The 24080-nt window shown below is 45.0% G+C and carries 23 protein-coding genes, 2 tRNA genes and 1 riboswitch; of the genes, 9 read left to right on the top strand and 16 right to left on the bottom strand.

Going from position 1 to position 24080, the window contains the following annotated elements:
- Nucleotides 1–34: 34 nt before the first annotated feature.
- The 6 genes from G6N79_RS15580 to G6N79_RS15555 form a co-directional block, all read right to left on the bottom strand.
- Entirely contained in the window at nt 35–1342 is a 1308-nt protein-coding gene (locus G6N79_RS15580) for an O-acetylhomoserine aminocarboxypropyltransferase/cysteine synthase family protein (protein WP_103906125.1), read from the bottom strand.
- 236 nt (nt 1343–1578) lie between these two features.
- Nucleotides 1579–1691: riboswitch (SAM riboswitch) on the bottom strand.
- A gap of 169 nt (nt 1692–1860) precedes the next feature.
- Nucleotides 1861–2298: a hypothetical protein gene (locus tag G6N79_RS15575; protein WP_103906124.1), complete on the bottom strand. Its 438-nt coding sequence runs from the start codon at nt 2296–2298 to the stop codon at nt 1861–1863.
- A gap of 91 nt (nt 2299–2389) precedes the next feature.
- Nucleotides 2390–3268 (bottom strand): 4-hydroxy-tetrahydrodipicolinate synthase, encoded by an 879-nt coding sequence (gene dapA, locus G6N79_RS15570; RefSeq protein ID WP_103906123.1) that lies wholly within the window; start codon nt 3266–3268, stop codon nt 2390–2392.
- Nucleotides 3269–3296: 28 nt separating this feature from the next.
- Nucleotides 3297–5315 carry an NAD-dependent DNA ligase LigA gene (gene ligA, locus G6N79_RS15565; protein WP_103906122.1) on the bottom strand — a complete coding sequence of 673 codons (2019 nt, stop codon included), beginning with the start codon at nt 5313–5315 and terminating at the stop codon, nt 3297–3299.
- A 120-nt stretch (nt 5316–5435) separates the two neighbouring features.
- On the bottom strand, nt 5436–6470 hold the full coding sequence (locus G6N79_RS15560) for a glycosyltransferase family 2 protein (protein ID WP_103906121.1): 1035 nt from the start codon (nt 6468–6470) through the stop codon (nt 5436–5438).
- Nucleotides 6471–7337 (bottom strand): lysophospholipid acyltransferase family protein, encoded by an 867-nt coding sequence (locus G6N79_RS15555; RefSeq protein WP_103906120.1) that lies wholly within the window; start codon nt 7335–7337, stop codon nt 6471–6473.
- Nucleotides 7338–7410: 73 nt separating this feature from the next.
- Here G6N79_RS15555 and G6N79_RS15550 point away from each other — a divergent pair, with 73 nt between their 5' ends.
- Nucleotides 7411–8019, top strand: coding sequence for a WbqC family protein (locus G6N79_RS15550; protein ID WP_103906119.1), 609 nt, complete (start codon nt 7411–7413; stop codon nt 8017–8019).
- Between the two features lie 71 nt (nt 8020–8090).
- Nucleotides 8091–8747, top strand: a complete 657-nt coding sequence (locus G6N79_RS15545) for a hypothetical protein (protein WP_103906118.1) — start codon at nt 8091–8093, stop codon at nt 8745–8747.
- 801 nt (nt 8748–9548) lie between these two features.
- Here the strand turns inward: G6N79_RS15545 and G6N79_RS15540 are convergent.
- The 4 genes from G6N79_RS15540 to G6N79_RS15525 all read right to left on the bottom strand — a co-directional run bounded on the left by G6N79_RS15540 (nt 9549) and on the right by G6N79_RS15525 (nt 15233).
- The gene (locus G6N79_RS15540) at nt 9549–10535 is read right to left on the bottom strand and encodes an endonuclease/exonuclease/phosphatase family protein (protein WP_103906117.1); all 987 of its coding nucleotides are present in this window, start codon (nt 10533–10535) and stop codon (nt 9549–9551) included.
- Between the two features lie 2 nt (nt 10536–10537).
- Nucleotides 10538–13330, bottom strand: a complete 2793-nt coding sequence (locus G6N79_RS15535) for a TonB-dependent receptor (protein WP_103906116.1) — start codon at nt 13328–13330, stop codon at nt 10538–10540.
- Between the two features lie 2 nt (nt 13331–13332).
- Nucleotides 13333–14226, bottom strand: a complete 894-nt coding sequence (locus tag G6N79_RS15530; RefSeq protein WP_103906115.1) for an alpha/beta hydrolase — start codon at nt 14224–14226, stop codon at nt 13333–13335.
- A gap of 392 nt (nt 14227–14618) precedes the next feature.
- Nucleotides 14619–15233: a sugar O-acetyltransferase gene (locus G6N79_RS15525; protein WP_103906114.1), complete on the bottom strand. Its 615-nt coding sequence runs from the start codon at nt 15231–15233 to the stop codon at nt 14619–14621.
- 137 nt (nt 15234–15370) lie between these two features.
- Here G6N79_RS15525 and G6N79_RS15520 point away from each other — a divergent pair, with 137 nt between their 5' ends.
- The gene (locus tag G6N79_RS15520) at nt 15371–15685 is read left to right on the top strand and encodes a DUF805 domain-containing protein (RefSeq protein ID WP_103906113.1); all 315 of its coding nucleotides are present in this window, start codon (nt 15371–15373) and stop codon (nt 15683–15685) included.
- Between the two features lie 81 nt (nt 15686–15766).
- Here G6N79_RS15520 and G6N79_RS15515 read toward each other — a convergent pair whose 3' ends face one another.
- Together G6N79_RS15515 and G6N79_RS15510 are read right to left on the bottom strand one after the other, a co-directional pair.
- Nucleotides 15767–16396 carry a nitroreductase family protein gene (locus G6N79_RS15515; RefSeq protein ID WP_103906112.1) on the bottom strand — a complete coding sequence of 210 codons (630 nt, stop codon included), beginning with the start codon at nt 16394–16396 and terminating at the stop codon, nt 15767–15769.
- A gap of 24 nt (nt 16397–16420) precedes the next feature.
- Nucleotides 16421–17023, bottom strand: coding sequence for a TetR/AcrR family transcriptional regulator (locus tag G6N79_RS15510; RefSeq protein ID WP_103906111.1), 603 nt, complete (start codon nt 17021–17023; stop codon nt 16421–16423).
- Nucleotides 17024–17140: 117 nt separating this feature from the next.
- Here G6N79_RS15510 and G6N79_RS15505 point away from each other — a divergent pair, with 117 nt between their 5' ends.
- Complete coding sequence (locus tag G6N79_RS15505; RefSeq protein ID WP_160003710.1) at nt 17141–17989, top strand: patatin-like phospholipase family protein; 849 nt, start codon at nt 17141–17143, stop codon at nt 17987–17989.
- Here G6N79_RS15505 and G6N79_RS15500 read toward each other — a convergent pair.
- Nucleotides 17982–18815: an alpha/beta fold hydrolase gene (locus G6N79_RS15500; RefSeq protein ID WP_103906109.1), complete on the bottom strand. Its 834-nt coding sequence runs from the start codon at nt 18813–18815 to the stop codon at nt 17982–17984. The genes G6N79_RS15505 and G6N79_RS15500 overlap by 8 nt on opposite strands.
- 137 nt (nt 18816–18952) lie before the next feature.
- On the opposite strand from G6N79_RS15500, the gene G6N79_RS15495 reads away from it, so the two are divergent.
- The 5 genes from G6N79_RS15495 (at nt 18953) to G6N79_RS15475 (ending at nt 21850) form a co-directional block, all read left to right on the top strand.
- Nucleotides 18953–19026: transfer RNA gene (locus tag G6N79_RS15495), tRNA-Arg, on the top strand.
- Between the two features lie 273 nt (nt 19027–19299).
- A tRNA-Arg gene (locus G6N79_RS15490) sits at nt 19300–19373 on the top strand.
- Between the two features lie 72 nt (nt 19374–19445).
- Complete coding sequence (locus G6N79_RS15485; RefSeq protein WP_103906108.1) at nt 19446–20021, top strand: adenylate kinase; 576 nt, start codon at nt 19446–19448, stop codon at nt 20019–20021.
- A gap of 15 nt (nt 20022–20036) precedes the next feature.
- Nucleotides 20037–21035, top strand: coding sequence for a GTPase ObgE (gene obgE, locus G6N79_RS15480; protein ID WP_103906107.1), 999 nt, complete (start codon nt 20037–20039; stop codon nt 21033–21035).
- Nucleotides 21036–21079: 44 nt separating this feature from the next.
- Nucleotides 21080–21850: a TIGR02757 family protein gene (locus G6N79_RS15475; protein ID WP_103906106.1), complete on the top strand. Its 771-nt coding sequence runs from the start codon at nt 21080–21082 to the stop codon at nt 21848–21850.
- Between the two features lie 13 nt (nt 21851–21863).
- Here G6N79_RS15475 and G6N79_RS15470 read toward each other — a convergent pair whose 3' ends face one another.
- The 3 genes from G6N79_RS15470 to G6N79_RS15460 are packed head-to-tail and all read right to left on the bottom strand — an operon-like array spanning nt 21864 to nt 23934.
- Nucleotides 21864–22301, bottom strand: coding sequence for a GNAT family N-acetyltransferase (locus G6N79_RS15470; RefSeq protein WP_103906105.1), 438 nt, complete (start codon nt 22299–22301; stop codon nt 21864–21866).
- Nucleotides 22294–23298: a type I glyceraldehyde-3-phosphate dehydrogenase gene (gap, locus tag G6N79_RS15465; RefSeq protein WP_103906104.1), complete on the bottom strand. Its 1005-nt coding sequence runs from the start codon at nt 23296–23298 to the stop codon at nt 22294–22296. Before gap ends, G6N79_RS15470 begins: the two co-directional genes overlap by 8 nt.
- A complete protein-coding gene (locus G6N79_RS15460) occupies nt 23299–23934 on the bottom strand; it encodes a peroxiredoxin family protein (RefSeq protein WP_103906103.1) in 636 nt (211 codons plus the stop codon).
- Between the last annotated feature and the right edge of the window lie 146 nt (nt 23935–24080).

Raw genomic sequence — 24080 nt, 5'->3', positions numbered from 1 at the left:
TTCTATCTTCCTCCAAAAATTATAAGGGCAAAACCTATTTTATCTTTTCAAAAGCCTGTGTCAAATCGGCTTTGATATCGTCTATATGTTCAATACCTACGGATAGGCGCAACTGTCCTGGCGCAACGCCTGCTTTACGCTGATCTTCGGCACTCAATTGCTGGTGCGTGGTAGCTGCAGGGTGGATTATCAAGGATTTGGCATCTCCGACATTCGCCAAATGGGAAATCAATTCCAAGGAATCGATAAACTCATTGGCTTTTTCAACACCGCCTTTCACGGTGAAGGAAAGCACTGCGCCGTAACCATTCTTCAGGTATTTCTGTGCATTCTGATGGTATGGGTGGCTTTTCAATCCAGGATAGCTCACTTGTTCCACTTGTGGATGTGCTTCCAACCATTGGGCAATCTCCAGCGTGTTGTCGACATGGCGCTGAACACGAAGGGAAAGGGTTTCCAATCCCTGAACCAACAGGAAGGAGTTAAAAGGCGATAGGGCAGGGCCAAAATCGCGAAGCCCTTCAACCCGCGCACGGATAGCGAATTGGATATTGCCGAAAGGACCATTCTCGCCGAATACATCCGAGAATACCAAGCCATGGTACCCTTCGGAAGGTTCTGAGAACTGTTTGAATTTACCGTTGCCCCAGTTGTAGTTTCCACCGTCGATGATCACACCACCGATGCTGGTACCATGACCACCGATCCATTTCGTTGCCGACTCCACGACAACATTGGCTCCATGCTCCAATGGTTTGAAGAGGTAACCGCCCGCGCCGAAGGTATTGTCGACGATCAAAGGCAGGTCATGTTTCTTTGCAACGGAAGCAATCCGGTCAAAATCTGGAATGTTGTAGCTCGGATTACCGATCGTTTCTACATAGATTGCTTTGGTCTTGTCATCGATCAACGCTTCGATCTTATCCGCATCCGTATCTTCTGCAAATCGCGCTTCAATGCCAAGGCGCTTAAAGGATACCTTGAATTGATTGTAGGTACCACCGTACAGATTGGCTCCGGAAACGAAGTTGTCACCCGCCTCCAAAATGTTGGTCAAGGCAATGAATTGTGCAGCCTGACCGGAAGCGACTGCGACAGCAGCAACACCACCTTCAAGGGCAGCAATGCGTTTCTCAAAAACGTCTGTCGTGGGATTCATGATCCGGGTATAGATATTTCCGAATTGCTTCAGTGCAAACAGGTTTGCGCCGTGTTCCGCATTCTCGAAAACGTAAGATGATGTCTGGTATATTGGCAATGCGCGTGAACCGGTAGTTGGATCAACTTCCTGGCCTGCGTGCACTTGTAAAGTTTCGAATTTTAGGTTTTTATTATCTGCCATGTTATGCTATTATTAGTCTTGTTAAAAAATTGATGGATGAACGGTATTGTGGGATGGTGGTCGTCATGGAAAAAGCAGTGTAAGATATGCACATTGCATACCATAGCCTACTCGACGACTAGCGCATTCGCGCCATACCGCCACAACAAGCCGTATGAAAAGAGGGTGTCCCCGTCGGTTTTCCAACGGTATACGAAAATTCTAGAGTAGTCAATTTTGAAATCATAGTCTATTTTCATTTATATGCTCCTAAGCCTTATTGCCTCGGACAGGATTTGGCACCTTTTCAATCCTATTGAAGGTTGCCAGTGGGTCATTGAGCCAGTCTCTCGCCACTTCTTTATAAATCAAGACCATTCTTTTGGAAGGGTTTGATTAGATGTACTACTATTGAAGTACCCCGCAAATATAGGATACCAAATTTAATTTTGCAATTTTTTTCAAAAGAAAAGCGCTTCAATGTCCATTTCCAGCTCAGAAACAAGGCATTGAAGCGCTAGTTATGTAAATTATTATTTTTAGAATGAGGAGTTTTTCGAATCCCGCATCTGAATGATCTGATCGACCACATATCGGGTATTTCCACGCCACGGCAACACACCATTGTATTCTTTATAGTGCAGATCAAATACCTTTCCGCTATTTAAGGACAAAATTTGGTAGATGGAGTCGTTTTCAATGGAGAATTCAAACTCGTTGTTGGAAATGCCACCGCCGGCAGCTTGCGAACGGATACCTTCCTGGATTAGCTTACCTTCGTAGGTTTTGAAGAGTTTCCCCTTTTTTACGCTGTAATTCAAAACGCCAGACTTGACGCCGTCACCGAAAACAAAATAATATTTCCAGTAGAATGCACCTGCAAGGATCAAGAATAGCACAAGTAAGAACCATCCAAAAAACTTCTTCGCACCTGAGGCGAATTTATTCGGTTGCTGCGGTTGGTTAGATTTTTCCATTTTTATAATTTCATTTATGTGTTATCTGCAAAAAGAATACCTAAAATTATAAAAAAAGGTTGACCCTTAGTTAGGTCAACCTGTGATATTTTTAGCCTAGTAGCTGAATTTCGGCATTGATGGCATCCTGCGTAGCTTTTCCGACTGGAACCAATGGTAAGCGAAGATGGTCTTCACCCAATCCTTTCTGCTTCATGATATACTTGACACCGGCAGGGTTTCCTTCGATAAAGCAAAGGTCAATAGCCTTGAGCAGCTCCAGATGGATGGATCGTGCTTCGGTAAAATTTCCTTCCTGGCACAGGTGCGACAATGCGGAAACCTTATTCGGATAGGCATTTGCCACGACAGAGATAATTCCAGCGGCACCCATGGCCATCATCGGTAGGGTAATCGGGTCATCTCCGGAAATCAACAGGAAGTCCTCAGGCTTGTCCCGTAAAATCTCGCTGAATTGAGCAAAGCTTCCCGATGCTTCTTTCGTTGCTACGATGTTTTTAAAATCCTTCGCCAAGCGGATCGTCGTAGCCGGCAAAATATTGCTGCCTGTACGGCCTGGTACATTGTACAGGATGATAGGTAGCTTGGAGGCTTCCGCAATGGCCTTGTAATGTTGGTAGATACCTTCCTGTGTAGGCTTGTTGTAATAAGGGGATACACTCAGGATAGCCACATAATCCAAGACATCAAATGCCTTGATCTGCTCCACGATCTCCTGGGTATGGTTGCCACCGATTCCTGCAACCAAAGGTACACGCTTATTGACATGCTTCGAAGTAAATGCCCAAACCTGCTTTCGCTCAGCAGCCGATAGGGTAGCGGTCTCACCCGTTGTTCCCAAGGAAACCAGGTAATCCATGCCACCTTCAATTTGGTAATCAATTAATCTTCCCAATGTGTCATAATCTACTGTGCCATCTGCATTGAATGGAGTTACCAAAGCAACGCCAGCACCTTGAAGCTCGTTCATTATATTCTGTTTTAATTACGTGTGTTCTTTATTTGTTTATCATGGACAGGAGCTCGCTCTCCGAAATAATCGGAACCTGTAGCTTCTCCGCCTTCGCCAATTTTGACGGACCCATCTTATCACCTGCAACCAGGAAGTTCAACTTTGCGGAGATTCCGCTCAGCATCCGGCCGCCATGCGATTCGATCAATGCCGTCAATTCCTCCCGTGAATATTCCGCAAATACGCCCGAAATAAGGAAAGTCTTGCCCGATAGGCTGTCGCCAGCCAATACCACTTCTTTTTCTTCAATTGCAAATTGAAGACCCATCGCTTTCAGCTTCATCAATTCTTCCCAATGCTCCGCATCGTTCAGGTAATCGTGGATGCTCTCTGCGATCCGGAAGCCGACATCCGGTACGGAAAGGATTTCTTCCAGACTGGCGGCCTTCAGGGCCTCCAGGTTCTTGAAATGCTGCGCCAGTTTTCTGGCAACGGTTTCCCCGATGTGGCGAATGCCCAATGCAAAAAGCACTTTCTCAAATGGCTTCTGCTTGGACTGCTCAATCCCCGCTAACATATTGTCGATGGACTTCTGTCCAAAACGCTCGATGCCAACCAATTCAGCTTCCCGATCCTTTAACGTATAGAGGTCGGAAATCTTACTGATCAACCCCATTTTGAAAAAAGTCACAATGGTTTCATCACCGAGTCCCTGTACATCCATCATCTTACGACCAATGAAATGCTGCAGTTTGCCCACGATCTGTGGCCTGCATCCATCTTGGTTTGGACAGTAGTGTACCGCTTCCCCTTCTTCGCGAACCAGTGCAGTGCCACATTCCGGACAATGGGTCGGATAGACAATTGCCGTTGCACCGGCAGGACGCTTTTCCACATTGGCAGCAATGATCTTCGGGATGATCTCTCCTCCCTTTTCTACATAAACCGTATCGCCTTCATGGAGATCCAACCGAGCAATCTCATTGGCATTGTGCAGTGACGCACGCTTTACCGTGGTGCCCGCCAATAGGACAGGCTGCAGATTCGCAACAGGAGTTACTGCTCCGGTCCGACCGACCTGGTAGGAAATGCTCTTCAGGATGGTCTCGACCCGTTCTGCCTTGAATTTATAGGAAATGGCCCAGCGTGGAGACTTTGCCGTAAAGCCAAGTTCTTCCTGCTGTCCATAATCATTTACTTTTATCACGATTCCATCGATCTCATAGCTCAACTGGTGGCGGGCATCATCCCAATAATGGATGAAAGCCAACACCTCGTCAATGTTGTTGCAGAGCTTGGTATGTTCACAAACAGGGAAGCCCCATGACTTCACCTCTTCGATACTATGCCAATGGTTCTCGAATAGCTTATTACGATTTTCGCAATACAGAAAATAGAGGAAGCAATCCAATGGACGCTTGGCAACCTCCGAGGAATCCTGCAACTTAATCGTGCCGGAAGCAAAGTTCCGTGGGTTTGCATACGTTTGGTCGCCATTGTCCTCACGCTCTTTGTTTAAGCGTAAGAATGCGGATTTATGCATAAAGATCTCCCCACGGATTTCAAAAACATCCGGAAAGGAGCCCTTGCGCAATTGATGCGGAATGCTACGGATGGTCTTCACATTATTCGTGACCTCATCGCCCTGCGTGCCATCACCACGGGTAACCGCACGAACCAACTTCCCATTCTCATAGGTAATGGATATCGATAGCCCATCAAACTTGAGCTCCGCCACGTATTGCACGTCATCACCAATGACCTTGCGGACCCGATTGTCAAAATCCTTTAGCTCCTGTTCGTTGTAGGTGTTGCCCAAGGACATCATCGGCCATTTATGGCGGACGGTGTTGAATTTCTGGGTAATGTCACCACCAACTTTCAGGGTAGGGGAGTTCGGGTCGCGGTACTCAGGATACTGCGCCTCCAAGGCTTCCAGTTCCTTTAGTTTTTGGTCAAAATCGTAATCGGATATAGCGGGTTGAGCCAAAACATAATACTGGTAGTTGTATGTATTCAGCTCTTTTGTTAATTCGTCTATTTTCGTTTGAATAGCTATTGACATAGACCACGAAAATACGAAATATTATATGCCTAGAGTAATTTATAACAACTATTTAGGCAAAACGCAAAGTCTTGCAGAACAATAAAATTTGGCCCTGTGGAACTTTCTTCAGTAGGGGTCTTACGAATGGAAATTTTTGTCTTTAAGTTGTGAGAATTTATGGATTTTATTCATGTAATAATCCCAGATAATAGATTTCTTATAATTTCCCTTTTTGTTTTCAACGGCGGAATAGGATTTTCTTTTTCTTGCGTTTTTGAAAAAATTCATGAAGAAATATTGATGTCCTCGGCTGACTGCCCACGCATCCGCAAATTTACCATCGACCATAAACTTGATCAGCGCGAAAAGATCCCACCACAAGCGGAGGAAGATTTTCCATATTCCCAATCCTACGGGCAGGTTCTTCTGCATCATCACCAGGTTATTCCGGAAATTCAAATACGTCTTGTGGGGATTGCTGGTTTTTAGGGTGCCACCACCGACATGATATACCAAGGAATTGGGGCAATAACCTACCTTGTAACCCATTTTCTTGAGTCGCCAACAAAGGTCGATTTCCTCAAAATGAGCAAAGAAATCGGCATCGAAACCTTCCGCTTCGTTCCATGCAGAAGCTTTGATGAAGAGTGCAGCCCCGGTTGCCCAGAACACCTCGATGGCATCATTATATTGTCCATTGTCTTTCTCGAGCTTGTCCAATATCCGGCCCCTGCAGAAAGGGAAACCATAGTAGTCGATGAAACCTCCAGCCGCACCGGCATGCTCAAACTCACCTTTGGTGTGGAAAGCCTGGATTTTCGGTTGGCAGGCCACCAATAGCGGGTCCTTTTCCATTTGCGCAATAACAGGCTCGATCCATCCTTCGGATACTTCAACATCCGAATTCAGCAGGATATAATAATCGGCATCCACGCGTTTCAGGATTTCATTGTAGCCACCGGCAAAACCGAGGTTCTCCGTATTCCGCAAGATCTTGAACATCGGGAAATTATCCGTTACGTATTGCACGGAGTCATCCGTGGAGCCATTGTCTCCAATAATAAATTCTATATTCGGGTAGGTGCTGTTAAACACTGAAGGCAGGAATTTCTCCAGGAAATACTTTCCGTTCCAGTTCAGGATAACGACCGCAACTTTAGGTAATGCACTCATTTAATTTCTTCTTTTTCGTTTCCAGCGTCGATGCGACCACAGCCAATATTGCGGCTCCTCGCGGATGACCTGCTCCGTAAAACGGTTGTGGATATGCGTGATCTCATGTTCTGGAAAATCATCGGGGTTTTCCACCAAGGTCGTAAACCTGCAGGAATAGTAGCCCCTTTTCTTTTTTCTCCGTATTTCACAAAACACCACCGGAAACTTGGTCAGGCGAGCAATCCGCTCCGTACCTGTATAAACCAAGGCCTCCTGGTTCAAGAATTCCATGAAATAATCCGAATCTTGGTAGGTCGGTGTCTGATCCGCTACAAACATACTAATATGCGGCTCATTTTTCAATTTTATAATATGCCGGAGGATCTGCTTCATGGGAACCATCGTCGCCCCAAAGCGCGTCCTGATGGTATTGTGCACTTCGTTGAAGATTTTATTATTCAGGGGTTTGTAGATGATGAGCTCCGGAACGTCCATCATAATGGAAATCCGATGGATGCCCAATTCCCAATTGCCATAATGCGAGGTCACGCCGATAACGCCCTTTCCCTGTTCCGTATACTGATAGACCTCCTCCGGATTGATCAATTCAATGCGCTTGATCACTTCATCTTTCGAAATACTGGCCATTTTTACCGATTCCACCAATAGATCCGGAAAGTATCGGTAGAATTTGTAGGCAATATCCTTGATTTCTGCTTCGGATTTCTCAGGAAAAGATTTCCGAAGGTTGTCGAAAACGACCTTTTTTCGGTAGCCGATGACGTAATAGATCAGGAAAAATAGGAAGTCGGAGAGCAGGTATAGGCACCAGAACGGCAATAGTGAGATCAGATACAATAGCCCATAAACCAATTTTTCCTTCATGCTCCTGCCGATAGATTATAAATATCCCCAAATAAAGTTATTTTTGCGGAGAAATTGAAGTGAATAATTGTTTATGTCCAAAGGAATCCTATTACCAGCGTTATTTTTGCCCAATATCAGTTACTTCCATGTGATTAAGAATCATGAGGAACCGATATTGATCGAGCAGTTTGAGAATTTTCCGAAACAAACTTTCCGTACCCGCGCAAAGATCGCTACGGCCAATGGCACACTTGACCTGATCGTACCGACGGTTCACGGCAAGCGCATGCACGTGCCGATGAAGGATATCCGCATCAATTACGATCACCCTTGGCAGCGCCTGCACTGGTTGAGCTTGCAGACTGCTTACCGCAGTTCGCCCTATTTTGAATATTATGAAGATGATTTCGCGCCATTCTTCGAGAAGAAATTCGAATTCCTGTTGGACTTCAATGTGCAACAGCTGGAAATGATGCTGAAGATGTTGAAATTGAAACGCGATATCTCGTTTACGGATAGCTATCAATATGCGGAAGGGGAGATGGATTACCGCAATGTGTTCCGTCCGAAATCGAACCCTCTGCAGAACCCTGCGAAACCCTATTACCAACTTTTCGAAGAAAACAATGGCTTTCGGTCAAACCTAAGTGCTGTGGATCTTCTTTTCAATCATGGGCCACAGGCGAAAAATTTTTTATAATCCATAGTATTTAGCTAATTCGGAAACATTTTAATGGTTATTATTGTTAAACAATAATACACGCGGTGCCCATGAAAAACATAGTACTTTTATCTTTATTTTTTATCGTTATTTCTACCTCATCTGCCCAAACGGGTGCGGATACAATACACTATAAAAAGGTCTACTATTTTGGTGGAACAGGACTTTCGTTCCCATTGGGGAAAACAAACAAGGTGCTGTCTCCAAAACTATTCACGGGTAGTTTGGGATTGGATATTTCCTTGAAGAATCCAAAGTATTATCTGCAGCCTACGCTGTACACCATGAGCTTCGGTTACGACCAACAGTTTGAGGATAGCCAATATAATCGCGTGTTGAAAAATGCGCGCGCAACCATGTATGCCTTGAGTTTGGCAGGCGGTATGCGCAGACAGATGCAACGGTTAAACTCCTATGCGTATTTCGGTCCGGCAGGAATCTTAAATGTCGAACCCCGGGCACAGGATATGGCCAACGAAAAGATTGTCGAATTGGATTATAAATATTCCATCTCTCCCGGTGTTAAGGTCGGAATCGGATCGGATTATAAATTCAAAGGTTTCTTCCTAGGGATGGAGGTTGGTTACCTCCGGAACTTCCGCAAGATGCAGGATATGCCCGTACATGTCCTCAGCATTATGGTCGGCTTAAAATCGGATATTACCAAAATATCGGATAAAGTTGTTGACGTAATTTCAGGAAGTTAATATTTTTTTAATTTATAAATTGCTGAAAATCAATTAAGTTAGCTGTTTTTGCTAATTTAATTTAAAAAAATTATTAAATCAGTGTAATATTCCTAAAATATTCTCGTTTATAGGGTATCTAGATAAATAGAAAATATTTAGGTTAATAATTGGTTTGGTAAAATACCTGGAGTTCTCCGCTCCGGGTATTTTTGTTTTTGGGCTATTTGAAAATGTGTTTCGGACGTGGGCAGGCACAATAGCAAATGAATAGTTGAAAAGGATATCATCACTGCTTCCGATAGCATAAACTAGTTGTTTTTAACAGTAAGAAAAATCTCGATAAATTTTTACACACCATTTTAATTACCTATATTACAATCAAATAACACCTCGATTGCCCTCAAAATTCAAATCAATTTTCTTTTTTTAAAATTCAAAAACAATCCGCTGGTTTTGCCTTCGAATCCGCAATTTTAATTTGTCATTATTAAAATTTTGATTCCTACCCCACGCTCTCACATTTCCATATTCGTAATTTATTGATCCTATGCAGTTCTAGGTGAACTTTATTAAAATCTGCGGCTATTTGCCATAGGGCATGGAGGGACCTTGTCTGAGGTCCTAGCGTATTCCGTTCGAGGTGAGAGCGTGGTGGAGCCCATCCATAGACACGCTCTCACCACGCTCTGACCACGCTCTCACCTCGGAAGCACCTCAGACAAGGTACCCTAATTGCCTAATTTGTCTTCATAAAAATCAGTTACAAATAAAGGGGGCCGTCATGCTGACGGCCCCCTAGAGATCATATGAAATTGTTGTTTAAAAAGGCTTTAGTTTCAGCTTCGCATATACGGGCAAATGATCTGAGATATCACCCACTTCTTTTACAACTTTACTTTCCAACAGTTCGAAATGCGGACTGTAAAAAATATAGTCTATCCGAACATCGGGTTTGTCGGCAGGGTAGGTAAAGAGATTTATATCTCCCTGTACTGCTGCCGATGCAATACCCTGATCAAAGAAAGACCTAATCGTTGATTCGTCCTCATTCGGGTCGCTGTTGAAATCCCCCACAATGATGGTTGGGAATTTCTGGCTATAATCCTGAAATAATTTCAAGACTCTTTCCGAGTGAATCTGACGGGTATCGCGATCAAAAGCTTCTAGGTGAACATTGATGACCATGATCTGCTGGTTCCCTACCTTTAGGGTACAGATCTGTGCCAAACGGTTCAGGTAGAAATCCCTGTAATAGAAGGGTTCGTCCTGCACGCGGGATAGCGTATCGATTTGTTGCTCTGTAATCGGGAACTTGGAAATGACCGATTGTCCGGAGATGACCTTTCGGAAATGCACCGAAATTGGCCAGTGCGGAAAGGGAAGGTAATTTTTGTTCCAGTTCACCGCTCTTGCGGCAAACGGGTAAATGCCCTGTGCGATTTCCTGCTCCTGGTCGGTTTCAAAGCTGCGCTTCGACCCGTAGTCGATCTCCTGGAATGCAATGATGTCCGGCTGGTTTCCCTTTAGATAATCTTTCATGACGGCCATATTGGCGTCATGGAACTCCTTGTTGGCCTTAACGGAAAGGTTGTTCGTCATGCCGCTCAGGTAACCGATATTATAGGTCATGATGCTGACCGTGGAGTCCCCAGGGAATTCGGTGCGTTGTGCCGTGTTCGGAAGCTGTTTTATCCCGCTAATAGCACTTTCCTCCGATGTTCCGGAACTTGCCCAAAGGTAGAAGACAATTAACGGAATGCCGATGAAGGCCAGGGTGATCAATAAAAAATAAAATATACGCTTCATGATTATAGACTTACACCAAGTGATACACCGTAGGTTCCTCTCGCGCCTGCCACGAAGGTTGGCAAACCGATATTATCACCTGAGTTTCCAGCGTCCATGATGAATTTCTGATCCAAGATATTCTTTCCGAATAGGGAGATATCCATGGTTCTCTTAGCCGTACTGAAAAATTTAATACCTACTGTTGCATTCATGATGGCGTACCCTTTTTGGGAGAGGTATTCGCGGTTGTCATCCTCAAAATAGACTTTTGATTTATAGCTGTAATTCGGTCTGAAGTAGATCTGTTTTTTCTCGTCGATCATCTGTGTGATGTCCATTCCAACGGTAAAGCTGTGCTTTGGCGTCATTCTGAAGGTGTTTCCGGAATACAATTGCGTATTTCCATCGGAATCCTTGTCATTGAATTTCGCGTCCACAAAAGCGTAATTTCCGTAGATGTTCATGAACTTCATAATCTGGTATTCCACGCTTGATTCCACACCAAAAGATCTCGCCTTTCCGGCATCTTCAGCAACCTGCTGCAAACCGATTACCCCATCAACAGGGACCAAACGGGTGGTCTGGAAGCTGGACCAATCGTAGTAATATCCGGCTAGGGAGTACGAAAGGATATTGTTGTGCACCCCTTTAACGCCCAATTCATAGTTCCATACGATTTCAGGTTTCAGGTTTTTGCTAGCACCTGGCCATACATACAATACCGGAGGTCTACGGCCTTTCGAAACCGTAGCATAGACGTTGTGGGAAGGGTGGAACTTATAGTTCATCGCCAAACGGCCAACATAGGAGACATAGTCCTTGAACTCGGTAATCCATTCATTGGCAACGGGCGAAAGCAAGTTGTTGTTCTTGTTCCTGAACTGCGCGATGATGCTTGGGTCTGTCGTTTCCTGCGATTGGTAAGCACCCGTGATACGCTCGTAGGTACCGCGGATACCGGCAGTAAGTTTTAATTTCTCGGTCAGGGAATAGGTTCCATCCATGAAGATATCAAAGGAATGGGTCTTTCCGATCATGCTGTACGATTCATTGTGGTTTGGGTTCAATGGCGCTGAGGAGATGCTGTTGAGCAACTCTGCTTGTTCCGGCGCATACGTACCCACTAAGCCTTCCAATACCTCTGGACTGATTAAACCGTTTGGAATCATCCAGTTTGCTATGCCGCGATATTGCTCTGGAATAAAAGGCATAATGTTGAATGAACTCAACTCCTGCGCAAAAATCTTGTATAGATTTGGGAGCGTAGTCGTCGGTTGTGGAACACCGTTGAGCAATAATGGGGACTGTGACGGGAACAATCTGTTCACCGCTGGATTGATCAATCCGCCATATTGAGCGATGTTCAATTTTTCAGCGGCAGGAATCATTTTCAACACACTGGGTAACTGTTGAATAATTTGGTCACTGATCTGACCTGAAACAAAAGCCGGGAACAGATATTGTTCATTGACCCTTAGGTTTACATGCTCTTTGGAGTTCTCGAAGAAATAATTTAGGCCGACAAATCCATTGAATTTCGAACCTTTATCATAGTTCAAGCGCAATTCTTGCGAGAACTGATTGCCGTATGAGCGATCCGTAGGATTTAAAACTGGCGCTGCTGTTCCGTCTGCGTCAAAGTTTTCGCGAGCGAAGTAGCGGTTAAAGCCCGTTACCGTAGATAACGTCCAAGTGTCGGAGAGTTTGTGATCCTGAAGGAAAGTCGCACTGTACACATCCCGTTCGATTCCCAAATCCTTGCCTCTGTCTAGGTCGGCAAAGGTGGATGGCTTCAGGTCACCATTCTTCGGTCTCCATACACCGCTCTTGAAAGAGGTCCCTGGTGCATCGTCGCGCTGGTAGCTCAGTACCAAGTCCATTGTCCCGTCATTCTTCAGGAAAAAACGACTGGAGTTACGGAATGCAAGCGTGTTCTTGCCATTTAATCTTCCGCCGGAAAGGTTCTTGACAAAGCCATCTTGTGCATTGTAAGCGAATGCAAAACGGTTCGCAAAAGCTGATGTTTCAGAACCGTAGTTGTACATACCATTGATAAGGCGTTTGTTGTAGTTACCGTACTGTGCTTTAAAATCTACCAATTGATCCTTCACTGGTTTTTTGCGGATCAGGTTGATGGCGCCGATCTGCGCGGAGCGACCCAATAATGTCCCCTGTGGACCTTTGGCAATCTCAACACGCTCCATGTCGTACAGCTCCGCAACGGCGAGCGATGGACGGGAAATGGAAACGGCATCCATCGATAGGGAAACGCGTGGTTGGGAGCGAGGATCCAAGTTGTCCGAAGTGATACCACGGATAGCGAATGCCGGATTGTTAGCGCTCTGGATTTCCAATTGGACACCTGGTGTGAAAGCTGACAATTCGTTCAGCTCCTGGAGATTTAACTTGTTCAGCTTTTGGCCACCAAGTACATCGATCGTGATCGGCACATCGATCTTGTTCTGCACCCTTTTCTGCGTACTGATCATCACCTCTTGGATCTGATAATCCGCAGGTAACAATTTGAAATCAAGGGCCTGGTTATCACCTTGAACCGTGATGGATTGGTTGATCTTTTCGAAACCCATAAGGATAACCTCCACCTCATATTGCCCGATAGCGGGAACAGCAAGGCTATATTGTCCATTGGCATCGGATTTCGCCTGTGCCGGTTTGATTTTTACGTTTGCCTCCGGAAGGGGATTGCCTTGGATATCGGTAATCCTGCCGGATAATTTGATGCTCTGGGCATAGGAAATCCCAGAAAGGATAATGAAAAAGGAAAGTAATAAACTGGTTTTTAGTGCACTCATGATTAATTGTTTTTTTCTACCCAATTGATTAACAGGTTTGTAAGGTTGTATTTATCCTCGGTCTCAAATAGACCCAACATATGGCTGGCGGATTCCAATTTGATGAATTCGTTCGCTATTTTTTTCTCGGTAAGCACCTTGGAAAGTGCTACACTCTGTGAGATATCCACTGTTTTATCTTCAGTACCATGGATAAGGAGGGTAGGAATCGGATTTTCGATGTTGTGCAATGGACTTGCGTTGATGAATTGCTCCGGAACTGGCAGTGGGAAAAGACGGCTAATGCCGATGCCTGCCATCAATTCAATCTGCTTAATCAATGGATGGTTCTTTTTGACCATCTCCAATACCAATTTTTCATCGGAAAAGTCCGTTGGACCCGCTAGGGAAACTACGCCTTTCACTTCACCTTTTCGCTGGTAGTTGTAGGCGTAAAGGAGGGAAAGGTGCGCGCCAGCACTATGGCCGACCAGGATGTATTGGTTCGGACGAATGTTCCAGTTGGATGCGTTTTTCTGGATCTGATTAATTGAGGCGTGGACATCATCCATTAGTTTTTTGTAATCCGTTGTCAGGTTGACGAACGAATAATTGATGGAAGCTGAAGAGTACCCCTTTTTGAGTACATTTTCCTGCATCCCCGATAGAAGGAGCTTGTTGCCGTATTCCCAGGATCCGCCGTGCAGGAAAATAATGAATGGTTTGTCGCTGGATCTGTCCTCGTGAAGGAAAACATCCATCTCTCTCCGTAGGCCTGTGCCGTATTGAACATCATAGAGCCTTTGGTTTTCCTGCCTGGTACCGATGGCTATTTCCTTTTCCTTTTCGCAAGAACTGAAGGTGAGGGTCATCAGCACAGACAGCAAATAAAATTTGTACGCTGTACGCTTTTTCATAAATCTTAAATTAACTGCAGGCAAAAGTAATTTTAGGATTTAAAAATTCGAACGGTCTAATATTAATATATTATTAAATATTATTCCATTTTATTGAATAATTTTAATTATAGAATATAATTTTTTAGAGAAAATTTCTCGAAAGGAACAGTGTGTGGATTTGTGGTCTTAGGAAATTATGTGGTGGATTTCCTGATTGCCTGGGATGTGGTGGATTTTTTGAACGAAGGGTGGTATCTGTTTTACCGGATATGCATGGTGAAAAAATTCGGAATGGAATATAATAAAGCGTTTTAGTAAACGTTTAAGATAGTAAATTCATAATTTCATAATTTAGGTTAATAATTGGTTTGGTAAAATACCTGGGGTTCCCCACCTCAGGTATTTTTATTTTATGATTTTTCCTCATGCAGGTCAAATTTCCGACCTTTCGCATAATAGATCTTGTCCTGTTCTCCGATTTCCCGAATAACGCGGCAAGGATTCCCTGCGGCGACCACATTCGAGGGGATGTCCTTGGTGACCACAGAACCGGAACCGATTACCGTATTGTCGCCGATGGTAACACCGGGGTTGATGACGGTTTGTCCACCTATCCAAACCCTATTCCCGATGGTTATCGGAAGGGCAAATTCCCAACCGGCAACACGCAGTTCCGCATCCACGGGATGCCCTGCCGTGAATAGGCTAACATTCGGAGCGATCATGACATCATCACCTATGCTGACTTTGGCACAGTCCAGGATCGTCAGGTTGTAATTCGCGTAGAAATTCTCGCCAACTTCAATGTTGTAGCCATAATCGCAAAGAAATGGCGGTTCAAAAAAGAATCGTTGTCCTGTTTTTCCGAGCAGCTGCTTTAAGATCTTGTTCCTGGCCTTGATCTTGGTGGGATCCATGCCATTGAATTTCTGGAGTTCCACCTTCGCATGTTGTCTTTCCTTGAACAGTTCGTCGCCACTGGCTATATAGGGCTCACCGGCTTTCATTTTTTCTTTTGATGTCATGGTATTTATGTGCATTGAAATTCAAAATACTAATTTTGCCTCAAAATAAAATAATTTGGAAGAGGTTGTTTAAATAAACGATATTTTTTTGTATTTTTAATTCAACAAATTATTAACCGCTAAAGCTTTTTAAAATTATGAACTACATCATCGATCCATTCAGGAATATGTTTAAGTTTTCAGGTAAGTCATCACTACGCGAATTTTGGTACTTCTATGGGTTCGTGTGGCTGGGTTACTTCGCACTGAGCATTGTTGGTAACCGTATCGGTCCAGAATGGTTAAAATATGCTTTGGTAGGGGTTACCTTCCTTCCGATGTTAGCCCTTGGCTTTCGCAGGTTGCAGGATGCCGGCATCAACCGTTGGTATTTCCTCATTCCTGGAGCGAATATTTATTTGGCGGCCATGCCGAAAGAAGATGTGAAGATCGAGCGCACTGTTACTTCTTAAGGAACAGCAGTGAAACAATACAAAAAAGAGAGCTTTTCCGAAAGGAAGGCTCTCTTTGTTTATATAGGAATTCAACTAAAACTATTTGTTGATGATGAAGTTTTCTTTGGCAATGCGCACCTTTTTCAGGTTCACCAACCAGTCATTCTCCGTGTCTCTGTGGCCCAGTGCCAGGATGGTTACCGAGCGAAGACCCAGTTCGTTCAATCCTAAGTATTGGTCAAGAGCAGCATTGTCGAATCCTTCCATCGGGGTCGCGTCAATACGTTGTTCTGCCGCTGCGGCAATGGCCAATCCAAAACCAATATAGGCTTGGCGGGCAGCATGCTCAAAATGTTGATCCTTGGTCTGCTGTTGAAAACGAGCAAATAAACTGTTCTTATAGTCATCTGCGAAACCATGCGGCAAGTTGCGTTCTTCCGCTTGTTGTTGGAATACGGAATCAACACGTTCTTGTGTATATTCATCGTATGCTGCAAAGATCAAAAGGTGTGATGCGTCAACAATTTGCGATTGGTTATAGGCAAGCGGTTGAATTTCCTTTTTAATATCTGGGTTGCTGATTTCAATGATCTTGAATGGATGAAGACCTGATGAGGTAGGGGCTAAGCGCGCAGCCTCAGTGATGTAGTCAACTTTTTCTTGGTCTACAGGAGCGCCAGTCATTTTTTTAGTAGCGTATCTCCATTGTAAGTCTTGTAATAAGTTCATCTGATATGTGTTGTTGTATTTGTATTATAATAAAATTGATTTTACATAGCCATCCATGGCGTCCTTCAAAACTTCGGAAGGGCACACATTGGGTCTGTTTTCTACCTGCAGCAATTCCAGTGCAACAATCCCGTGCAGAATGGACCATAGGGTCCGGAGTTTAAGGTACCGATCGATTCCTTTTTTTCCACTTTCGGCAATAGCGGTGTCAATGATGGCCAGCATGCTATCGGAAACCGCCTTGATTTCCATGGATTCCACCGTCATTTCACAGGAAGGGATGCCTAATCCGAACATAATCTCATAGTGCTTCGGATTTTCCACAGCAAAAAACCAATAGGCCTTTGCCATGGATTTGATCTGCGAAGCGGCATTGGCTTCCCGATTCACCTCGGCCGTGATTTTAGCTTCCAGAATCTCAAATCCCTCGATCACGAAATAGGAAGCAATGGCTTCTTTGTTTTCGAAATGCTTGTAGATAACCGGGACAGAATACTCGATGGCGTCGGCAATCTTACGAATGGAAAGCGCAGCCCATCCTTCATTTTCCACGATTTCCCGTGAACTCTGGATGATGCGTTCCTTCAATTCCTGCTGTTGTCTCTGCTTTCTTTCTGTCAGTCCCATGTTGTTTTGTTAACAGTGTTAGCAAAAGTAACAACGATAATAATATCTTCCAAATCGGAAAATAAAACAGACAACAAAATGACATTAAGAATGTGGAAATTAGTCTTAACTTTAGGCATGAACTTTTTGAAAAGCAAGCGTAAAGTATCCTTGGTTTTGGGGAGCGGGGGCGCCAGAGGTTTGGTTCAGATCGGTGTCATCCGCAGTTTGGAGGAAAAGGGTTATGAAATTGATGAAGTAGTCGGCTGTTCCATAGGATCGTTGATCGGTGCGGCGTATGTTGAAGGGAAACTGGATGATCTGGAGGAGTGGATGCGCAGTTTCACCCGACGGCAGGTTTTCAAACTGATGGATTTCAACAATTTCAAGTTTGGCTTGCTTAAAGGGCAGCGCGTCTTCGAATCCTTAAAGGATATTTTCCCGGATAAACCGATCGAGGATATGCGTCTTCCATTTCGCGCAATTGCGACCGATATGCTGAACGAGAAGGAAATGGTTTTTGAAAAGGGAAGTGTCTATAAAGCGATCCGCGCATCGATTGCTATCCCGGCAGTATTTACCAGTATCGAGAGTGACGATTGGAATTTGGTCGATGGCGGGGTTTTGAATCCGCTGCCGATCAATTATGTGCGCCGGAAGCGTCGCAATATCATCGTTGCGGTCAATCTGGACGGGAAGCCGGACAAGGATTATGGGCCAGTGGTTCCGGGAAAGGGGTTGAATGCGCTCTCCATGCTTCAGGAATCCTATTTCCTGATGCGGAGAAGGCTTACCCAATTGAGCGTTGAATTATACAAGCCCGATTATGTCATCAATGTACCGCACAATATTGCGGGCCTGTGGGATTATGATAAAGCCTCTTACATGATCGAGAAGGGAATGGAGCTGACAAATCAGGTCGTTCCGGATTGCTCCGTCAAGAAAAAGGCTTTAAAGAAGAAAGGGAAGGAAAAGGTCGCTATTTAGCCTTCACTTCCTGTAATAATTTATTCATGTGCAGGTTGAACTCCTCAGGATGTTCCATGTTCGGCAGGTGTCCGCTGTCGGCAATCTGATGGAAAGTGGATCCTTTTATCTGATCCGCCATTTCCTGCATCAACTCCTCCGGTGTTATTTTGTCGTCCTTACCGCGGATAATCAGCGTCGGCACCTTGATGTCCTTCAGTACCGAACTGGTATCTGTCCTGGAGGCTAGGGCCAACAGGGTAGCGCATATCGAATCGATACTGTTCCGGCGGATACTGCTCTTGATCAACTCGACAGCCTCTGGTTTCCGTTCGATACTGTTCTTGGCGAATACATTGCTGACAAAACCGATGGCATACGGTCTTCTGCCGTGGTTAAGCACCGCCTGGATGGCATCGAAACGCTTTTGTTTGCCAGCATCATCATCTGCTTTGCTATGGGTGTCACATAATATCAATCCTGAAATCTTCTCCGGGAACAGCTGATAGGCACGCAGGGCGATGTATCCGCCCATGGAGATGCCGCATAAAACAGCCTTATCGATTTCCAGTTTGCGGATAAAGACCCCGAGGTCTTTCGCAAAAACATCGATCGAAAAGTAGCCATGTCCCTTGGTCGTGTTGCCATGCCCACGGATATCGATGGCAATTCCGGTGATATTATCCTCCAGGCTCTCCAATTGCTCGCGCCACATATTCTTGTTGAATGGAAATCCATGTAGGAAGATGATCGTCTTTTCAGGCGTTTCAGTTGCTTTCTTGATGAAGTAGGAGATGGAAATGTCCCCAATTCTGATTTTATTGCTTTTAATTATACGTTCGGCCATAATTTTAAATATATAAATATCAACACGATATGCAAAATATAGTTTTAAAATGAGTAAAAAACGGAAAAATCGTTTGGAAAGTATAAAAAAGTACCGATATTTGCCCCACCTCAAAGGACAATTAGTCCTGAAAGAATGCGCTCATAGCTTAATTGGATAGAGCATCTGACTACGGATCAGAAGGTTAGGGGTTCGACTCCCTTTGAGCGCACTTTCTTTTTTTTAATCCTTACATTTTCCGGTTCCTAATTGCTCTTGGCTTCCTAAAAGGAAAAGTTGGCATGTTGCAGTTTGCTGAATAAGATAAATTTATCGATCGCCCTGCTGCTGTACGAAATGGTCCTTAATAGGTTATCAGCTTTTCCCGCGCTGAAACTGTCGCAGGTGCGTTGGAAATTGAAAAAAAAATTTTGATTGGACCAATATTTCCTTATATTTGCATCACCAAAACGGGCAGGGCATTTGTCGTGAAGTATTGGTTGCCGCGCTCATAGCTTAATTGGATAGAGCATCTGACTACGGATCAGAAGGTTAGGGGTTCGACTCCCTTTGAGCGCACTTAGAGAAAGAGCCTAATTCAATCCGGATTAGGCTTTTGTTTTTTTACATCTAAAATAAACACAGACACTTATGCTAAACCTTGTATTATTCGGACCTCCAGGGGCAGGTAAGGGAACCCAATCGGCTAAATTAATTGAGAAATACGGTTTACACCATATTTCAACGGGTGATATGTTCAGAGGACATATCAAGAACCAAACGCCACTGGGCCAGGAAGTTTCACAGATCATTGCTGACGGAAACCTTGTTCCTGATTCCATTACCATTGCGATGTTGGAGGAAGAACTTAAAAGTAATCCGGATGCCAAAGGTTTTATCTTTGATGGTTTCCCACGTACCGTTGCGCAAGCAGAGGCCTTGGATAAATTCTTGGAAGATAACAACCAATCCATCACCGGCGTTATTGCCTTGGATGTGGATGAACAAGAATTGACTCAGCGTATCGCCAAGCGTCAGGAAATTTCCGGACGTGCTGATGATGCTGCCGATAAGTTGAAGAAACGCATCGAGGAGTATTTCGGTAAGACGATCCATGTTCTGCCGTATTACGAAGCACAGGGAAAATTAAGTAAAGTAAATGGTATCGGTGAGATCGAAGGAATCTTCGGCGATCTTTCACAGGTTATCGATAATTATTCAAAGTAGAGGATACGAGGAATTATGGCGCAGGGGTCAAATTTTGTTGATTACGTAAAGGTATGTTGCCGATCTGGGCACGGTGGTGCAGGTTCTGCACACCTGCACAGGGATAAGTTCACGGCGAAAGGTGGGCCGGATGGTGGAGATGGTGGCCGTGGTGGGCATATTATCCTGAAAGGATCACATCAACATTGGACCTTATTGCACCTGAAATTCCGCAAGCACATCATCGCCGAACCCGGAGGACCGGGAGGGAGTGCCCTGCGCAGTGGTGCCAACGGTACTGATGAAATCTTGGAAGTTCCCTTGGGAACGGTCGCTAGGAGTGCTGAAACCGGAGAAATCCTATTTGAAATCACCGAGGATGGCGAAACCAAGATCCTGACCCCGGGAGGTCGCGGCGGTCTGGGAAACTGGCACTTCAAATCATCAACGGTGCAGACGCCACGCTTTGCACAACCCGGTATGCCCGGAAAAGAGGAGTGGGTGATCCTGGAATTGAAGGTTCTGGCCGATGTTGGATTGGTGGGCTTCCCGAATGCTGGAAAGTCAACACTTCTATCCGTTGTATCAGCCGCAAAACCTGAGATTGCTGACTATCCATTTACTACCCTCGTACCGAACCTGGGAATCGTCAGCTATCGCGACAACAAATCATTCGTCATGGCGGATATCCCTGGAATCATCGAAGGAGCGTCGGAAGGAAAAGGTCTGGGACATCGCTTCCTGCGCCATATCGAACGGAACTCCGTGTTGCTGTTCTTGGTGCCTGCCGATACGGATCGCACCATCGAAGAGGAATACGATATCCTATTGAACGAACTGACAGCCTATAATCCGGAATTGCTGGATAAACCCAAAATCCTGGCCGTTTCCAAATCCGATATGCTGGATGAGGAACTGGAACGCGAAATGGAACAGCAACTGCCAAAAGGAATACCGCATATTTTTATCTCTTCTGTAACGGGAAAAGGGATCCAAGGACTCAAGGACCTCATCTGGAAAGAGATCAACGCATAAAAACTTTAAAAGCAACTTCGGTTGCTTTTCTTATTTTAGCACCTATGGATTTATCGCTTAAGGATTTCCTGGATAAGAAAGTCGAGGAATTTAACCGACCGGACTTCATCCCACATGACCCAATCAGCATACCCCACCAGTTCAGCAAGAAACAGGATGTGGAGATCATGGGTTTCATTGCCAGCATCCTGGCTTGGGGACAGCGCAAGACCATCATCAATAAGTGCAATGAATTGATCGCCCGAATGGACGGAGCTCCGTATGATTTCATACGAAATCACCAAGAAGAAGATCTGAGAAGCTTACTGGGGTTTAAGCACCGGACATTCAACGATACAGACCTGCTCTATTTCATTTCCTTCTTTCAGTACCATTACCGTGCACATGACAGTCTAGAGCAAGCCTTTTTACAGGTGCCCAATCCGCAATCCTTTACCATTGAGGAGGCGTTGAATGGCTTTAAGGACCATTTCTTTTCCTTACCCGATTACCCGTACAGAACCCGAAAGCACGTGAGTTCACCCCTGCAGAAATCGACCTGCAAACGCTTGAATATGTTCTTGCGCTGGATGGTACGGAAGGATACGAAAGGTGTGGATTTCGGTATTTGGCATACCATTCAGCCCAGTCAATTAATCTGTCCGTGTGATGTGCACGTGGAAAGGGTGGCGAGAAAGTTTGGCCTTATTCAATCCGAAAAAGTGAATTGGAAGACCGCACTGGAGCTCACCGAAAACCTGAGGTTATTCGATCCGCAGGATCCGATCAAATACGACTTTGCGCTGTTCGGATTGGGCGTAGGGGGGGAGTTGTAAAGTAGGACTGAATTTAATAAAATGGCAGGTACATCTCCTTGTGCATGCCCGGGTCTTTGTACGTGAATTCATCAGACATGGATTCGAAACCCAGCTTGTCGTAGAACGGATAGGCCACCTCGCGGGCGATGCACCAAAGGTAATCCCCATGCAATTGTGTTTTGATATGTTCGATGGCTGCGAGCAGCAGTTCCTTGCCGAAACCTTTGTTTCGGGCGTCTGGTGCTGTTGCCATTCCCCGCAATCGGTAGCCTGTATGCGGTAATTTCGGATGATTGGTCTGATGGATGGTCAGTACGGAAACGAGCGCTCCTGTCTCGTCAAAATAGCCCAAATGGAAGCTGTCCGGTTTGCTATCCTCCGGATTTTCGCAAAGGGCCGGTGCTTTCCCCTGCTGCAGCACCTCGCTGCGTAAGGGTAATGTTTCCTCTGTTTTAATGAACCTAATCATGACGCGAAGCCAGTTTTTCTAGGATATCCACCAAGCGGTTGGAGTAACCGAATTCATTGTCATACCAGCCAACGACTTTCACCAACCCGCCCACGATACTGGTCAATTGGGAATCAAAGACGCAGGAGAAGGGATTGTTGATGATATCGACGGAAACAATAGGGTCTTCGGTATAATAGAGGACATCTTTCAAGTCGCCGGATGCCGCTTCGCGGAATTTGGCGTTGATTTCCTCCACCGTGGTTTCCTTGGAAAGATTACAGGTGAAATCCGTTAGGGATCCATTCAATACCGGTACACGGATTCCGGCGCCACCCAACTTTCCCTCCAGGTGTTTGAACACATTGGTAATGGCTTTCGCCGCTCCTGTTGTGGTCGGGATAATGGAGGCCGAGGCCGCTCTGGAGCGTCTCAGGTCGCGATGTGGTGCATCGTGTAGGTTCTGGTCGCCGGTCATGGAGTGGACGGTCGTGATGTAACCATCGACGATCCCCCAGTTTTCATCCAAGATCTTGATCAGTGGGGCCACATTGTTGGTGGTACAGGAGGCATTGGAAAATATCGGTGTTTGCCAATCGAAGTCCCGGTCGTTGATGCCGAGAACCACGGTTGGAACTTCCTTGTCTGGTGATGGGGCTGAGATGATGACCTGTTTGGTACCAGCTTTCAGGTGCTTGGCTGCCAGGTCATGTTTCACGAAAAAGCCGGTGGATTCGACCACGAGGTCGATACCCAGTTCGTCCCACGGTAATTCCTCCGGATCCTTTTTGTTGAGGATGAGGATGGATTTGCCATCAATGATCAGGTGATTCGCATCGTGCTCCACGGGCCTATGTAAAGGTCCGTGTACCGAATCATACTTAAATAGGTGCGCCAGGGTCTGGGCATCGGCCAGATCATTGATCGCAACAACCTCCAACGATTCATTCGTTCTATTCAACAGATTTCGAAGGGTATGACGGCCAATACGACCAAACCCATTGATGGCAATTCTCATTTATTTCGTAAATTCAGCAATAACCTCATTAATTCCTTTTTCGCCTTCCCAGTACGATTTCAAGGCACCATCCGGACCAAAGACATAGTTCGCTGGGAACATATTCGGGATGTGGAAACGTTGGATGAAATCCTGGTTTCTATCCCACAGCATCTGCACATTTTCCTTGCCTTCCAGATTCTTTCCGAACGTGTTGAAGAAACTGGACATCAAGGCAGGGTCATTCATGGATACATATAGGATGTTCACATCCTTGATTTTATCGTAGTTCTGCGCTAAAGCTTTTGTTTCGTTCTGGCAATGGTTACATCCTGGATCGAAAAGGACAAATACCGTGTTCTTACCGGCAGGTAGATCTGCTTTTGTATACGAAATACCCGACTTCACTTTGTAGAAGGTAAACTCTGGAATACTCTTGGTCGGTTCTTTCTGCATAGGTGCGGCATTCGGAGCAGGAGCGGGGTTCTGAACAGGTCCAGTTGTGTGCTCATGTGCACTATGGTCATGCCCGGCATGGTCATGTCCTGCATGCTCATCCTGTGTAGTTGTATTTGTCGATTTGTTCTCGTTATTGCACCCTACAGCCAAAATGCCAAGGGATAAACAAAGGGAGGTTATTAGAAATTTATTTCTCATGCGTGTTGATTTATAGCCAAAACTACTAAAAAATATAGAGTATGATTCAGTAGAAAGGATAATAAACAGATTTTTGACAATATCATGCGGAATAGGAAAAACATACTGGATGATAAAGGAAACAAAAAAAGGCTGTTCGAACGAAC

The sequence above is a fragment of the Sphingobacterium lactis genome (assembly GCF_011046555.1).
GTDB classification, from domain to species: Bacteria; Bacteroidota; Bacteroidia; order Sphingobacteriales; family Sphingobacteriaceae; genus Sphingobacterium; species Sphingobacterium lactis.
Note: the sequence above shows the minus strand (reverse complement) of the source record. Positions and strands in the feature narration are given on the sequence as shown.

What these genes read in the sequence shown, in the direction of transcription:
- G6N79_RS15580 (WP_103906125.1), bottom strand. Translation starts at nt 1,342, where the DNA reads ATGGCAGATAATAAAAACCTAAAATTCGAAACTTTACAAGTGCACGCA.
- G6N79_RS15575 (WP_103906124.1), bottom strand. Translation starts at nt 2,298, where the DNA reads ATGGAAAAATCTAACCAACCGCAGCAACCGAATAAATTCGCCTCAGGT.
- dapA (WP_103906123.1), bottom strand. Translation starts at nt 3,268, where the DNA reads ATGAACGAGCTTCAAGGTGCTGGCGTTGCTTTGGTAACTCCATTCAAT.
- ligA (WP_103906122.1), bottom strand. Translation starts at nt 5,315, where the DNA reads ATGTCAATAGCTATTCAAACGAAAATAGACGAATTAACAAAAGAGCTG.
- G6N79_RS15560 (WP_103906121.1), bottom strand. Translation starts at nt 6,470, where the DNA reads ATGAGTGCATTACCTAAAGTTGCGGTCGTTATCCTGAACTGGAACGGA.
- G6N79_RS15555 (WP_103906120.1), bottom strand. Translation starts at nt 7,337, where the DNA reads ATGAAGGAAAAATTGGTTTATGGGCTATTGTATCTGATCTCACTATTG.
- G6N79_RS15550 (WP_103906119.1), top strand. Translation starts at nt 7,411, where the DNA reads ATGTCCAAAGGAATCCTATTACCAGCGTTATTTTTGCCCAATATCAGT.
- G6N79_RS15545 (WP_103906118.1), top strand. Translation starts at nt 8,091, where the DNA reads ATGAAAAACATAGTACTTTTATCTTTATTTTTTATCGTTATTTCTACC.
- G6N79_RS15540 (WP_103906117.1), bottom strand. Translation starts at nt 10,535, where the DNA reads ATGAAGCGTATATTTTATTTTTTATTGATCACCCTGGCCTTCATCGGC.
- G6N79_RS15535 (WP_103906116.1), bottom strand. Translation starts at nt 13,330, where the DNA reads ATGAGTGCACTAAAAACCAGTTTATTACTTTCCTTTTTCATTATCCTT.
- G6N79_RS15530 (WP_103906115.1), bottom strand. Translation starts at nt 14,226, where the DNA reads ATGAAAAAGCGTACAGCGTACAAATTTTATTTGCTGTCTGTGCTGATG.
- G6N79_RS15525 (WP_103906114.1), bottom strand. Translation starts at nt 15,233, where the DNA reads ATGACATCAAAAGAAAAAATGAAAGCCGGTGAGCCCTATATAGCCAGT.
- G6N79_RS15520 (WP_103906113.1), top strand. Translation starts at nt 15,371, where the DNA reads ATGAACTACATCATCGATCCATTCAGGAATATGTTTAAGTTTTCAGGT.
- G6N79_RS15515 (WP_103906112.1), bottom strand. Translation starts at nt 16,396, where the DNA reads ATGAACTTATTACAAGACTTACAATGGAGATACGCTACTAAAAAAATG.
- G6N79_RS15510 (WP_103906111.1), bottom strand. Translation starts at nt 17,023, where the DNA reads ATGGGACTGACAGAAAGAAAGCAGAGACAACAGCAGGAATTGAAGGAA.
- G6N79_RS15505 (WP_160003710.1), top strand. Translation starts at nt 17,141, where the DNA reads ATGAACTTTTTGAAAAGCAAGCGTAAAGTATCCTTGGTTTTGGGGAGC.
- G6N79_RS15500 (WP_103906109.1), bottom strand. Translation starts at nt 18,815, where the DNA reads ATGGCCGAACGTATAATTAAAAGCAATAAAATCAGAATTGGGGACATT.
- G6N79_RS15485 (WP_103906108.1), top strand. Translation starts at nt 19,446, where the DNA reads ATGCTAAACCTTGTATTATTCGGACCTCCAGGGGCAGGTAAGGGAACC.
- obgE (WP_103906107.1), top strand. Translation starts at nt 20,037, where the DNA reads ATGGCGCAGGGGTCAAATTTTGTTGATTACGTAAAGGTATGTTGCCGA.
- G6N79_RS15475 (WP_103906106.1), top strand. Translation starts at nt 21,080, where the DNA reads ATGGATTTATCGCTTAAGGATTTCCTGGATAAGAAAGTCGAGGAATTT.
- G6N79_RS15470 (WP_103906105.1), bottom strand. Translation starts at nt 22,301, where the DNA reads ATGATTAGGTTCATTAAAACAGAGGAAACATTACCCTTACGCAGCGAG.
- gap (WP_103906104.1), bottom strand. Translation starts at nt 23,298, where the DNA reads ATGAGAATTGCCATCAATGGGTTTGGTCGTATTGGCCGTCATACCCTT.
- G6N79_RS15460 (WP_103906103.1), bottom strand. Translation starts at nt 23,934, where the DNA reads ATGAGAAATAAATTTCTAATAACCTCCCTTTGTTTATCCCTTGGCATT.